Annotated in this window: 12 protein-coding genes; 3 read left to right on the top strand and 9 right to left on the bottom strand. The window is 56.6% G+C overall.

Features of this window, described 5'->3' with window-relative positions; all coding sequences use genetic code 11:
- Position 1 precedes the first annotated feature (1 nt).
- From mrkD to mrkA, 4 genes are all read right to left on the bottom strand, one after another.
- The gene (gene mrkD, locus EL244_RS01430) at positions 2-997 is read right to left on the bottom strand and encodes a type 3 fimbria adhesin subunit MrkD (protein ID WP_126436205.1); all 996 of its coding nucleotides are present in this window, start codon (positions 995-997) and stop codon (positions 2-4) included.
- Positions 988-3,474 carry a type 3 fimbria usher protein MrkC gene (gene mrkC / locus EL244_RS01425; RefSeq protein WP_000813718.1) on the bottom strand — a complete coding sequence of 829 codons (2,487 nt, stop codon included), beginning with the start codon at positions 3,472-3,474 and terminating at the stop codon, positions 988-990. Before mrkC ends, mrkD begins: the two co-directional genes overlap by 10 nt.
- An 11-nt stretch (positions 3,475-3,485) precedes the next feature.
- The gene (gene mrkB / locus EL244_RS01420) at positions 3,486-4,187 is read right to left on the bottom strand and encodes a type 3 fimbria chaperone MrkB (RefSeq protein ID WP_000820818.1); all 702 of its coding nucleotides are present in this window, start codon (positions 4,185-4,187) and stop codon (positions 3,486-3,488) included.
- A gap of 95 nt (positions 4,188-4,282) precedes the next feature.
- On the bottom strand, positions 4,283-4,891 hold the full coding sequence (gene mrkA / locus EL244_RS01415) for a type 3 fimbria major subunit MrkA (protein WP_002916128.1): 609 nt from the start codon (positions 4,889-4,891) through the stop codon (positions 4,283-4,285).
- 281 nt (positions 4,892-5,172) lie between these two features.
- Here mrkA and EL244_RS01410 point away from each other — a divergent pair.
- From EL244_RS01410 to EL244_RS01400, 3 genes are all read left to right on the top strand, one after another.
- Positions 5,173-5,870, top strand: a protein-coding gene (locus EL244_RS01410; protein WP_223844742.1) for an IS1-like element IS1B family transposase whose coding sequence is annotated in 2 segments (ribosomal slippage) — positions 5,173-5,422 and positions 5,422-5,870 — 699 coding nt in all. Because the reading frame shifts where the segments join, the coding sequence is not laid out codon by codon here.
- Between the two features lie 217 nt (positions 5,871-6,087).
- A complete protein-coding gene (locus EL244_RS01405) occupies positions 6,088-6,348 on the top strand; it encodes a helix-turn-helix domain-containing protein (protein ID WP_058661448.1) in 261 nt (86 codons plus the stop codon).
- A 292-nt stretch (positions 6,349-6,640) separates the two neighbouring features.
- Positions 6,641-6,955, top strand: coding sequence for a HigA family addiction module antitoxin (locus EL244_RS01400; protein WP_015505594.1), 315 nt, complete (start codon positions 6,641-6,643; stop codon positions 6,953-6,955).
- Between the two features lie 80 nt (positions 6,956-7,035).
- On the opposite strand, the gene EL244_RS01395 is transcribed toward EL244_RS01400, so the two are convergent.
- From EL244_RS01395 to EL244_RS01375, 5 genes are all read right to left on the bottom strand, one after another.
- A complete protein-coding gene (locus tag EL244_RS01395; RefSeq protein WP_126436207.1) occupies positions 7,036-10,008 on the bottom strand; it encodes a Tn3 family transposase in 2,973 nt (990 codons plus the stop codon).
- A 2-nt stretch (positions 10,009-10,010) separates the two neighbouring features.
- Positions 10,011-10,568, bottom strand: a complete 558-nt coding sequence (locus tag EL244_RS01390; RefSeq protein ID WP_001162010.1) for a recombinase family protein — start codon at positions 10,566-10,568, stop codon at positions 10,011-10,013.
- A gap of 130 nt (positions 10,569-10,698) precedes the next feature.
- A complete protein-coding gene (locus tag EL244_RS01385; protein ID WP_048607676.1) occupies positions 10,699-12,186 on the bottom strand; it encodes an efflux transporter outer membrane subunit in 1,488 nt (495 codons plus the stop codon).
- Entirely contained in the window at positions 12,173-12,646 is a 474-nt protein-coding gene (locus EL244_RS18255) for a cytochrome c (protein WP_003056106.1), read from the bottom strand. Before EL244_RS18255 ends, EL244_RS01385 begins: the two co-directional genes overlap by 14 nt.
- Before the next feature lie 28 nt (positions 12,647-12,674).
- Entirely contained in the window at positions 12,675-13,385 is a 711-nt protein-coding gene (locus EL244_RS01375) for an ABC transporter ATP-binding protein (protein WP_126436210.1), read from the bottom strand.
- Positions 13,386-13,388 lie beyond the last annotated feature (3 nt).

The following is a 13,388-nucleotide window of genomic DNA, read 5'->3' as shown; positions in this document are numbered from 1 at the left end:
ATTAATCGTACGTCAGGTTAAAGATCATATGCGACTCCACCTCGCCGGTGCTGGTCGTCGGGCCATACTGATAAAAACGCGCGTGCAGCGGTATGGTGATGTAGCGGGTCTCCTGATTATTCAAGCGGCCGACGGTGTATTTCTTATTAAACTGCAGCGGGGAGCCATCCTTCAGCACCTGGATGCCAATGCCTTTCGCCATCCCGCTGCCGGCTTTTTCATTCAGCAAGGCGCCCATGGTAGCGGTAGTGCTGGTGGCCAGGGTACCGGAGAACGAGGTGCTAATGTTGGCATATCCCGTTTCACTTAGGCCGCCGCTGCACTGCAGGTCGATATTAAAATCCTTCCCGCCGGCGGTGGTGCCGACCCCTTTCAGGTCGGTGCGCCGGATGGAACCCACATCGACATTCATATTTTTCCCGCTCAGCACTGAACAGGAGGGCGAGACCACGGTGATGGCGTTGGCGCTCAGATAGGTTTCGAGGATCGGGTTACCGCCGCTCTCCCAGTCGTAGGAGGTGTACTTACCCGCCGCCAGGGTGCCGCTGCCGGTGGTTGCCGCGGTTTTGATAATCTCCAGCGTAAAGCGCGACCCTTCGAGGGAATAGTTGGTGGTGTTATATACCCGGGACGAAAAGACGTCGGGATAGACGATATTTACCGTTGCGCCGCCGCGGCTGAAACGCATGCCGATTCCCGGCACGTTGGTGGAGTAGATTTTATTTCCAAGGTCCGTGGCCCCTGGCGACACGATCTTCGCCGCAAAGCGGTTGGTGCCGGAAGTACAGCGATAGCTTGCCCCGCCGGGAGCGCTCATCGTCCAGCCGCGGGTAAGGATCACCGAGCCCACCGGCAGATCCGAGGGCACCACCACCCTGCCCACCACCATGTCCAGCATCACCGTTGGCGATGAGAGACGCGTACAGGAGGCCCAGGACGAGGTGGTTCCCAGCGCCATTAAGACGATAAAAAGCGTTAGTAATTTCCTCAGCGACATACGCTATCCTTTGTTGTTTGCTGTCCCAGATCCACCGAACACTGCCCGCCGCTCCACTTCACAATCGCGCGTTTGGCGTTCGCATCGCTGATAAACATCATGCTGCCCTGGCCGACAACGCCGATCTCCTTGCCGTCGGGGGAGAAAATACTTGCCGCAAACGGCAACGGCTCGTGGTTCGCCTGGCGCGCCTGCAGGGTGAGGTTGTTCTGCACCTTAGTGCCGAACGCGACCTTAACCACGCTGCCTTCCCACGGCACAACCTGCGCCACGGTGCGATCGAAGGCCACGTCGTCATGGCTGCCTTTCGGGTCGATTTCCACGGCGTTAATCCGGTACGGGCGCAGATACGGCAGGATGGCGTAACCATTGCTGTCCACACGGGTGCCCGGCGATCCCGGAAGCATCGCCCCGGCCGCGTCTTTGGCTTCAATCAGGGCCATCGTCGAGCCGCTTTCCGGTGAGAGCACCACGCCGCCGCTGTGGGCGATCATCGTCCCGCTGGCGCCAATGCCGCTCTGACGATAGCCTTCGCCCTGGCTGTAGCTGCCGTTGAGGGTGGTCCATGGCGTACGGTAGCTGCCGTTGAGCGCCACATCATGCTGACCGCCGGTGGCGGTGGTGGTCGACACGCCGTAGTTAAGGTTGTTTTCACTGTCCAGCGAACCGTTGATACCAATCTGCGAGCTGGCAAAGCGCGAGTTATTGAACGAGGTGTTCGACGTCAGGTTGGCGGTGCGGTTATCGCCAAACCACAGCGGGTAGCTGAAGTTGAGTGAAATACGATCGTCGCGACGATGACCGGAGCTGTCTGGCGTATAGACGCGCTGCGCGCTCGCCGACCAGGAGAGACGACCAAATGAATTGTTGTAGCTGACCTGATACTGCTTCTCGGTCCCGGAGCGGTTCCAGTAATCGGAGATACGGCCGCTGAGATAAAACCCGCCCCAGCCGTCCGGCAGGTTCTGGTTCACCGTGAAGGTCATGCCGTTTTTTTGCCGCCACAGGGTGTAGTTGCTGCGACTATTTTTTTCCTGATCGACGGCGTACAGCGCGTCGTTGAGGTTGTAATAACCTTTCGTCGAGTAGCGATACGCCGCCAACACGATGCTGGTCTGGGTATCGGTAAACATGCGGTTAAAGGTCGCGCGATAGCTCTGACCCGAGTCATCATGGGCATCGCTCTTCAACCGCGAATGGGTGACGTCAAAAGAGAGCGCGCCGATGCCGGTGTTCATCCCTGTCCCCACCAGGAAGGCCTGATAGTCGTCAAAACCGGTGACCCCGGTGTAGCCGGTCAACAGATTGTTGATCCCGTGCTGCCAGGTCGCCTGATAGAGCATCGGCTTGTTGCGCAGCGCGCTGTCGTCCACTTTACCGGCGGAGAGCGCGTAGCGGGTCATTCCCGGACGCAGCAGCTGGGCGACGGAAGCGTAAGGCACGCTAAACACTTCTACCGAGCCATCCGCTTCTTTCACCGAGACCTCAAGATCGCTGCCATAGCCGGAAGGATAGACATCCTGCAGGGTAAACGGTCCGGGCGGAACGGTGGTCTGATAGATAATATTGCTGCCCTGGCGCACGGTGACGAGGGCGTTGCTCTGCGCCACGCCGCGAATTTCCGGAGCATACGAGCGCATGCCGTCCGGGAACATATTGTCATCGGTGGAAAGATTAACCCCGCGCAGACCGATAGTGTCGAAAAATTCACCATTGGTGAAAATCTGCCCGCCGCTGACGATGGAGTTGAGCTGTGGGATAGGGCGCTGGAGATAGGTCTGGTTGCTGTTCCAGTGCGCTTTACCCTGCTGCTGCTGCCAGTTCAGGTTGCCGATGTGCTTCAGCAGCCAGCCGTCCCACGACAGACCGGCGTTGACGCCCAGATAGGCGCTGCTGTTATCCGACCCGCCTACCGAAGAGGTATGGCTGTTCCAGGCGTTCGCCATCCAGCCAAGATTGAGCGCGGTAATACCTTTGTCCCAGAACTCCGGGCTGACATAGTTTTTCAGGCGTTGATCTTCATAGATCTGCGGTACCGAAATGTTCAACCGCAGGGAGGACTGGACCAGGTTGTCTTTGACGTTTTCTTCGTTGCGCCAGGATTTGAGGCTACCGCAGTAGCCCTCCTGCTCGCTCAGCTGCGGATTGAGCTTTTCCGCCGCGATGCCATATTGGGCCAGCATCGCTTTGGTGTAGCAGACGCCCAGCCGACCATCTTTATCGCGCGCGATGCGTAAATCGTAGCGCCCTTTCCACTCGTCGTTGGTGTAGACGTCAAGGGAGTAAGTGCCTTCGGTAATCGCGCTGGTCGAAAAGCGCGACAGATCGACCTTTTCGCGACTGCCGACAATAAAGCCGTCGTTAAACTGATATACCGTTCCCGGGTTTTCCTGTCCGCTGGAAAATGGCGGAAAGCAGCACAGCGCGATGGCGATCGCGGTGCTTAATCTTCCCGGGCAGAATGACCTCTGCTTCATTAGCTTTTCCCTTATTTAACGGCCACTTTCACTGCGACATCGGCGCCATAGTCATTAATGTTGTTAACGGTCAGGGTTTCGCCGCGGTTGACGGCGGAGGAGAGCGCCACCGTCTGGCTGGACTGCGGCGCCAGCATCACGGTTTTACTGTTCAGGGCTTTACCGCCGTCGCGGGAAATACGGCTGACGGTAATGTAGAACGGCGTCGGGTTGTTGATGGCGAGACTACTGCCGCTGGCGGTCAGGGTCAGCTTCTCGGCCGCCGCATCGCGGTTGCCCAGTCCGGCAGGACGATAAATAAATTTAAAGCGCGAACGGATCGCCAGCTGCAGCACGTTCTGGCCTTCATTTTTCTGATTGGCCACCACCGGCGGAATTTCCAGCAGATTCAGCCACCACAGCGTCTCTTTATCTTTCGCCAGACCGGCGCTGCTACCGAGCTTAATACGCAGCGTCTGGCCGCTCTTGGCGTCAACGCGCGAAATCGGCGGGGTGATAATAAACGGGGTGGTAATGGTATCCGGTGTGGCATCGGCATCGCCGTTATCCAGCCAGGCCTGCGCCAGCGCCGGACGGTCGGCGTTATTTGAAAGCTGTACCGTTATTTCTTTTTCATTTCCTGGATAAATAAAGCGGGTACCGTTAACAATAATATTGTTGGCATGGGCCGCAAAACTAAAAATGAAACAGAAAAAAAGGGCAATACGCTTCATGCTGACCTCAGAATAAAAATACAAGCGGCGGACATTGCCGCTTTATTATTGTTATTAACTGCCCCATCGCGGGGCAGTTTTATTTTCTGACGGAATTACTGGTAAGTAATTTCGTAAGTCGCGTAGCTGTTAACCACACCGGTGGTTACCGTGGTCGGCGCGCTGGTGGCGTAGCCTACGTAGTAGGTGAAACGCGCGCCATCAGCTACAGCGGAAGCGTCGCCTTTCGCTTTCGGCTGAGTGCTGTCACCCGGGATGATTTTGTTGGTCAGCGCGGTAGCGTTGTCAGTAGACAGCACCAGCTGGATGTTCTGAGCACCGGAAGCTTCGGTGTTCGCCAGGTAGCCCTGTTGTTTGCTGGTTGCGCCAGCCAGCAGGTTACCGCCGGTCCAGTTCACGCCCAGTTTGCTTACGTCATCCTGTTTAGTGCCATCAGCAGCCTGGCAGTTAGAGACGTCAATGGTGAAAGATTTCGGTTTCAGGTAAGTATCCGCTGCTGCCGCTTTAACTTCAGTCAGGGTTACCGGAGACAGGTAAACGTTCGCATCGCTGCCCTGGCCGTTAACGGAAACAGTACAGGATACATCGGTAACTTTACCGAAGAAATTAACCTGGCCGCCGCCAACAGTGGTATCAGCTGCATGGGCAGCAGTCATGCCAAAAAACGCGGTTGCCATTGCTGCAGAGAGAAGAACCTTTTTCATTGCCATTTCCTTGTCAGAGTGAATTACGAATCAATGAGCACACTGTGAATTCGCATAGAACCAGAAACATCAGGCGATGCTGATTTATGCCACTGCTAATAGAATCTTCGGCTGACCGGGAGCCGCAATATTTAAGGCGTCAGGTAACGAACCTAAAAATATAAGTTCGCTGGTGCTATCGGCGTCAAAGAATGCTATTTATTCGCCGACAAATATACATTTTTTCGGTGATGCTGGCAACCTAATAATTTAGTGTATGATGGTGTTTTTGAGGTGCTCCAGTGGCTTCTGTTTCTATCAGCTGTCCCTCCCGTTCAGCTACTGACGGGGTGGTGCGTAACGGCAAAAGCACTGCCGGACATCAGCGCTATCTCTGCTCTCACTGCCGTAAAACATGGCAACTGCAGTTCACTTACACCGCTTCTCAACCCGGTACGCACCAGAAAATCATTGATATGGCCATGAATGGCGTTGGATGCCGGGCAACCGCCCGCATTATGGGCGTTGGCCTCAACACGATTTTCCGCCATTTAAAAAACTCAGGCCGCAGTCGGTAACCTCGCGCATACAGCCGGGCAGTGACGTCATCGTCTGCGCGGAAATGGACGAACAGTGGGGATACGTCGGGGCTAAATCGCGCCAGCGCTGGCTGTTTTACGCGTATGACAGGCTCCGGAAGACGGTTGTTGCGCACGTATTCGGTGAACGCACTATGGCGACGCTGGGGCGTCTTATGAGCCTGCTGTCACCCTTTGACGTGGTGATATGGATGACGGATGGCTGGCCGCTGTATGAATCCCGCCTGAAGGGAAAGCTGCACGTAATCAGCAAGCGATATACGCAGCGAATTGAGCGGCATAACCTGAATCTGAGGCAGCACCTGGCACGGCTGGGACGGAAGTCGCTGTCGTTCTCAAAATCGGTGGAGCTGCATGACAAAGTCATCGGGCATTATCTGAACATAAAACACTATCAATAAGTTGGAGTCATTACCGGCTCTTGCTTGGCTCTATGATTTAGTTCTCACCAAGCTGACCCCGTAATACATATCATAAAAAGTAACAAAAAACGGTCTAAACATTCCTGTAGTGTGACCCTGGGTTGGCATAAAAAGGTTTGTTTGTCCAGTATTTCTAAACATAAGCACTGTAAAGTAATGCTAAACATGCCGTCAACTAATATCAGTGGCGCATGTGATGATAAATTACCGACTCAAACCCATTAGGACGCAAGCAAAGCTTTCTCAGGAGAAGCTGGGCGTTCTTGCGGGCCTAGACGAAACCACGGCCAGATCGCGTATATCTCAGTACGAAACCGGCACTTACAGACCTACCTTTGAAATGGTGTGCTCAATTGCTGCCATCCTCGATGTACCAGAGTGCTACTTCTATATTGTTGATGATGATTTTGCCGAAGAGGTTTTGCAGCTTTACAGAAGTAAAAAACGCCAAAAATAAACCTTTCGACCAAAATCAATGGCCAAATGGAAAACCTCCATTTAGTAACAAGTCAGTAACAATAAACTCCCCTCTTTTCCGCATAGAAAACTGTACCTTTCACGGCTTATGTACCGCTTTTATGGCGAACCTTCTCGGCGTGGTGCCGATAAGATCCATTATGTTAAATAGAGGTCATTTCAGCTAAATTATCTCATTTTTGAATTGTGCAATCCAAAATAAAGATCAGTTTGACATGTTTACCTTATAGGTTACACTTCAATCTGTACCGTTTTGATTATCGAGGTGAAGCATGAACCAGACACAAGTATTAAGACCGGCAACGCCGGGTGACGTTCTGCTTTCTCAGTTCTTAGAACCGAACAGAATTAGCCAAACGGCGTTGGCCACCTATACCGGATGGACGAGAAAGCACGTTAATCAGCTCTGTCATGGAAAAGTGGCCATAACAATAGATTCCGCGCTCATCCTTGCAAAAGTCTTTGGTAACAATCCTGATTTTTGGCTGGATTTGCAGAAGAAAGTCGATTTATGGGATGCACTGCATTCAGAAGATCGCCGCAGCAGAATAGATAAGGCGCGCCCTTTTCAATTACTGGCGGCCTAAAAAGGTAAAACCCCGATGCTGATCCGACTTGGCGGGAAGGTCAACAAGGGGTCGTCTCAGAAAACGGAAAATAAAGCACGCTAAGCCGGTGGCAGCGGTCGCAATGGCCTGAACTTCCCCGCACCGACCTTGGCACTGCTGCGCCATAGGTAATCGCCGGTCAGGTTGATATGCTCCCACCCCAGCGGTGACAGATATTGCAGCAACGTGTCGTCCAGCGCCTTGCCGTGGGCACGCAAAGCACTGGTGGCACGCTCCAGATAGACCGTGTTCCACAACACGATGGCCGCCGTCACCAGATTGAGGCCGCTGGCCCGGTAGCGCTGCTGCTCAAAACTGCGGTCGCGGATTTCACCCAATCGGTAGAAGAAGACCGCCCTGGCCAGCGCGTTGCGCGCCTCGCCCTTATTCAGCCCCGCATGGACGCGGCGGCGCAGCTCCACGCTTTGCAGCCAATCCAGAATGAACAGCGTGCGCTCGATGCGCCCCAGCTCGCGCAGGGCGACGGCCAAGCCGTTTTGGCGCGGATAGCTGCCGAGCTTGCGCAGCATCAGCGAGGCCGTCACCGTGCCCTGCTTGATCGAAGTGGCCAGCCGTAGGATTTCATCCCAATGAGCGCGAATAGCCTTGATGTTCAGCCTGTCGCTGCTAATCATCGGCTTGAGTGCATCGTAGGCAGTATCGCCCTTGGGAATGAACAGCTTGGTGTCGCCCAGGTCGCGGATGCGCGGCGCGAACCGGAATCCCAGAAAGTGCATCAGGCCGAACACATGATCGGTGAAGCCCGCCGTGTCGGTGTAGTGTTCCTCGATACGCAAGTCAGACTCGTGGTACAGCAGGCCATCGAGCACATAGGTCGAGTCGCGCAAGCCGACGTTGACCACCTTGGCGCTGAAGGGCGCGTATTGGTCGGAGATATGGGTATAGAACGTCCGCCCAGGGCTACTTCCATACTTCGGATTGATATGCCCGGTGCTCTCTGCCTTGCTGCCGGTTCGGAAGTTCTGGCCGTCCGACGATGACGTGGTGCCGTCGCCCCAGTTTCCGGCGAAGGGTTGTCGAAACTGTGCGTTCACCAGCTCGGCCAGCGCCGTCGAATAGGTTTCGTCGCGAACGTGCCAGGCTTGCAGCCAAGACAGCTTGGCGTAGGTGGTGCCAGGGCAGGATTCGGCCATCTTGGTGAGCCCAAGATTGATACCATCAGCCAGAATCGTCGTCATCAGCAAGGTTTTGTCCTTGGCCGTGTCGCCGGTCTTCAGGTGTGTGAAGTGGCGCGTGAAGCCCGTCCATTCATCGACCTCCATCAGCAACTCGGTGATCTTGAGGTGCGGCAGCAACATCGCCGACTGGTCAATCAAGGCTTGCGCGGCGTCTGGCACCGCTGCGTCCAGCGGCGTGATCTTCAGGCCCGATGCAGTGGTGATGATGGCGTCCGGTAAGTCGTTGGTCGCCGCCATGCGGTTGACTGTGGCGAGTTGCGCCTCCAATAATTCCAGTCGGTCATGCAGATATTGGTCGCAGTCGGTGGCCACGGCCAGTGGCAATTCGCTGGCCAGCTTCAGGGTGGCGAACTTCTCGATCGGCACCAGGTATTCGTCGAAGTCCTTGAACTGGCGCGAACCCTGCACCCAAACATCACCAGAGCGCAGTGCGTTCTTCAGCTCCGACAGGGCGCATAACTCGTAGTAACGCCGGTCAATACCCTCGTCGGTCAGAACCAGCTTTGCCCAGCGCGGCTTGATGAATGCGGTTGGCGCATCGGCGGGCACCTTGCGCGCGCTGTCGCTGTTCATGCCGCGCAGCACGTCGATGGCATCGAGCACACCCTTGGCGGTGGGCGCGGCGCGCAGTTTGAGCACGTCCAGGAACTGCGGCGCATAGCGGCGCAGCGTGGCGTAACTCTCGCCGATATGGTGCAGGAAATCAAAATCGGCAGGCCGCGCCAGCGTTTGCGCCTCGGTGACGCTGGCGGCGAAGGTGTCCCACGGCATGACCGCTTCGATGGCGGCGAACGGATCGCCGCCGCTTTGTTTGGCTTCAATCAGCGCCTGACCGATGCGCCCATACATCCGCACCTTGTCGTTGATCGCCTTGCCGGAAGCCTGGAACTGCTGTTGATGCTTGTTCTTGGCCGCATTGAACAGCTTGCCGATGATGCGGTCGTGAAGGTCGATGATTTCATCAGTGACGGTGGCCATGCCCTCGATGGCCAGTGCTACCAAGGTGGCGTAACGCCGCTGCGACTCGAACTTGGCTAGGTCGGCGGGCGTCATCTGGCCGCCCTCGCGGGCGATCTTGAGCAAGCGGTTTTGGTGTACCTGCCGTTCGATGCCAGCAGGTAGGTCAAGCGCCTGCCAGGCTTTGAGGCGTTCGATGTGTTCAAGCATGTGGCGCGAGTTCGGCTTGGCGGGCGATTGGCGCAGCCACGCTAGCCACGTCATTTTGCTACCATCCTTGCGCTTGAGCAGTTCGTCCAGGCGGTGGCGATGGACAGGTATCAAGGAATCGGCCAATGCCGCATGGATGCTCCGGTTGGCACGGGTAATGGCCTCGGCGCTTGCGCGCTCGATGGCATTCATGGCGGGTAGGATGATGCTCTGCCGCCGCAGGTTTTCAACAAGGGTGCTGGCCAGCACAATGCCTTTGTCTGTTTGCAAGGCCAGTTCGGTCAATGTATGCACGGCTTGCCGGTAGTGACTCATGGTGAAGGGCTTGAATCCAAACACCGTTTTCAGCTCGACCAAGTGCTCCCGCCGTGTCTGCTCGCGCTGGCCGTAATCGTTCCAGCTTTCCACCGGCACCTTGAGTTGTGCGGCCACCATGCGCAGCAGGGGCGGAAATGGAGGTTCATCGACGCCCAAGAAGATGCCAGGGAATCGCAAGTAGCAAAGCTGCACGGCGAAGCCCAATCGATTCGCGGCGCCGCGACGCTGACGGATCACCGACAGGTCGGTTTCGTTGAACGTGTAGTGCCGTATCAGTTCGTCTTTGACATCTGGCAGTGCCAGCAGACTTTCGCGCTCGGTGGCGGACAGGATTGAGCGGCGTGGCATGGTCAGTCTTCCCGCAGGTACTGGTACAAGGTTTCGCGGCTGATGCCGAAGTCACGGGCCACCAAGGTTTTTTGGTCGCCTGCCGCAACTCGCCGTTTCAACTCGGCAATTTGTTCGCTGTTCAGCGATTTCTTTCGTCCCCGGTAGGCACCGCGCTGCTTGGCCAGCACGATTCCCTCGCGCTGACGTTCGCGGATCAGGGCGCGCTCGAACTCAGCAAAGGCTCCCATGACCGACAGCATCAGATTGGCCATCGGTGAGTCCTCGCCGGTGAACGTCAGCCCTTCTTTGACGAACTCCATGCGCACGCCCCGTTGTGTCAGCCCTTGGACGATGCGGCGCAGGTCATCAAGGTTGCGTGCCAACCTGTCCATGCTATGCACCACCACGGTGTCGCCCTCGCGGACGAAGGCCAGCAGCCTTTCAAGTTCGGGACGTTGTGTGTCCTTGCCTGAAGCCTTATCGGTGAATACCTTGCCGACTTCTATTTGTTCCAGTTGTCGATCAGGATTCTGGTCGAAGCTGCTGACGCGGACGTAGCCGATACGTTGACCTTGCAAGATGCCTCCAAAGGTAAAAATGTCAGGATGAAATCTATTACCCTTGGCTGAATGTGTCAATAAATATAAATTCACACTCTACTCTGACGTTGTTTGTGCTCAACATCTGACATCAGGTTAGGGCATAGCCTTAACTGACACCACCTCCCAGGGCCTGATATAAAGCAACACTATCGACTAGGCGTTGTGCCTGGGCCGCAATCATATTGATCCGGATTGACTGTGCCTGTTGCTGCGCGATGAGCAGTTGCAGGTAGCTGGCCGCGCCCAGCCGGTATTGCCGCTCGACCGACTGCAAGGAGGCCTGTGCAGCCATATCAGCGGCAGCGAGGGCAGTCAAAGTTTGTGCATCGCTTTCCACCGCGCGCAGGGTGTCGGCGACGTTACGCAAAGACTCCAATACGACGCTCTGGTAATTGGCTGCGGCGGCATCAAAAGCGGCGAGCGCCGCTCTTTTTTCAGCGGGTAGCCCTGGATTAAAAAGAGGCTGGGTGAGCTGCGCAACCAGGCCCCACACTGCCGAGCCACCACCGAACAGGGCACCGGTGGTCAGCGCTTGAGAGCCAAGGTTGGCGCTCAGGTTGATCTGTGGGTAGAGCTTGGCGACAGCCACACCATAGTCTGCATTGGCCGCATGCAACAGCGCCTCTGACGCCTGGATATCCGGTCGGCGGCGCACCAGTTCTGAGGGCACGACGAGCGGCATCTCGACGGGCAGAGTGAAATCGGCCAGAGTGAAGGCCGGGATGCCACCCGTGCCTGGGGCACGACCGGCTAGCACCGCCAGTAGATGTTCGGTTTGTTGCAGTTGTTTACGCAGCGCAGGCAGTTCTGCCCGCGTTTGCTCCGCCTGAGCTTGTAGGCTCAACGCTTCATCAGGTGAGGCCTGACCGATACGCACGCGTTCATGGGCTAGGCGCAGTTGCTCATCCTGCACGCGCAAAATGGCAGTAGTGGCTTCTAGTTGCGCGGCGAGGCGTGCTCGGGTAATGGCAGCGGTTGCCATGTTGCCGGCAAGGGCCAGGCGCGCAGCATTCAGTTCGAAGCGACGGTAGTCGGCGCGAGCAGCCAAGGCTTCGAGTGCGCGCCGGTTGCCGCCAGCCAGATCGAGGTTGTAATGCACGCCAACGCTGGCGTTGTAGAGGCTGAATTGACGTGCGTCTCCGCTCAACCCTTGGCTACTGGGACTCATTTGCTGGCGCTGAGATCCCAGTGCGACATCTACCTGTGGATATTGCGTCGAGCCCGCCTGTGCGGCAAGAAGCTCCTGCGCCTGTCGCAAATTGGCGCTGATGCTCGCCAGCGTCGGGCTGACATGGAAAGCTTCGTTGATCAGTCCGTCGAGTGCGGATGAACCCAAGCTTTGCCACCATTGCGTTTCGATCGGAAGCCCTTCGACTAGACGTTGTGTTTCGCCGAACTGCGTGGGAGCGGACGCGGTTCTATCAGCCACCGGTGTTGCAGTGTAGCGAGCCACATCGGGTGCGGTGGGACGCTGAAAATCAGGGCCGGCGGCGCAGCCGGCCAGACCGGCGGTGACCAGACCAGCTACCAGGTAAGTTGCCGCAAGCCGTCTTTTGAGGCTGATGGGGCGCTGGCATGTTTTAGCGTGCTCCATAAAAATGCTCCACGAAAGGTTTACGGAAAGCTTGGTGGCAGCCCAAGCAGCTTTCCTGCACGTGGGCGAATGATTGGATCACCGCCTTGCCGTCGCTGCTCGCAGCAGCCAGCTTCATGGCCAGCGCCGCCTCGTGAGTCTGCGCGTCAAAGTTTCTGAACTTGGTCGCATCAGCGCCGAGGTAAGCAAGGATGCGCATTTTTTCAGTAAGCGGTGGCTCGGGGTGTGCAGCAACTTTTGGGGCGAGCTGAACGACCTGAACCCATTCCTCCTGCGAAATCGCACCGGTAATAGCCTGCATGTTGCGCCCGAGTTCCTGCATGATCTTGCGTAGCGCCAGTGGCTCAACCTGGGTAGCGTCACCAGCCCAAGCTGGCAACTGAAAACCCCATAAAAGCAGGCAGGCCGTAACGGTCAGGGTGATAGTTCCAAATGCGTGGCTGTGTTTGCGGTGGGTCATGAAATTCTCCTGTAATTCAATCGTTCTCTCATTCGAACTCCCGCCCTTCGCCAGCTTCCTCATGGGTCACACCGTCGCGGATGTGGTAGATGCGCTTGAAAGTGGGGATGATCTTTTCGTCATGGGTGACGACGATGATGGCGGTCTCGAACTTCCGAGCCATGTCGTTGAGGATGCGAATCACCGCCATGGCACGCACGCTGTCGAGAGGTGCGGTGGGTTCATCCGCCAGGATCACCGGTGGGCGGTTAACCAATCCGCGCGCGATGGCAACCCGTTGCTGCTCGCCACCGGAGAGTTGCGATGGCATGGCGTGAACTCGGTGTTGCACATCAAGCGCCGTAAGCAATTCCAATGCCTTCGCTCGCGCCTCTGCATTCGCGACGCCTGCAAGCATCGGCAGCAGGGCCACGTTGTCGGTGACATCGAGAAACGGAATCAGGTACGGCGATTGGAAGACAAAACCAATTTTGTCGCGCCGCAAGGCGCGCAGATCACGAACTTGCCAACCGCCGTCGTATATCACTTCATTACCCAGCGTCATGCGGCCGTCGCTCGGATCGATCACCGCACCCAGGCATTTAAGCAGCGTGCTCTTGCCCGAGCCGGAAGGGCCGACCAATCCGACCACCTCACCTGGTGCAACCTGCATATTCACGTCCTTCAACGCGTAGACAGCCGTGTCACCTTTGCCAAAGCGTTTGCTTAGGCCTTCGATGCCGATTCCTTTTCCAATCATGGG

The organism is Providencia rustigianii, from assembly GCF_900637755.1.
Taxonomy (GTDB): domain Bacteria; phylum Pseudomonadota; class Gammaproteobacteria; order Enterobacterales; family Enterobacteriaceae; genus Providencia; species Providencia rustigianii.
Note: the sequence above shows the minus strand (reverse complement) of the source record. Positions and strands in the feature narration are given on the sequence as shown.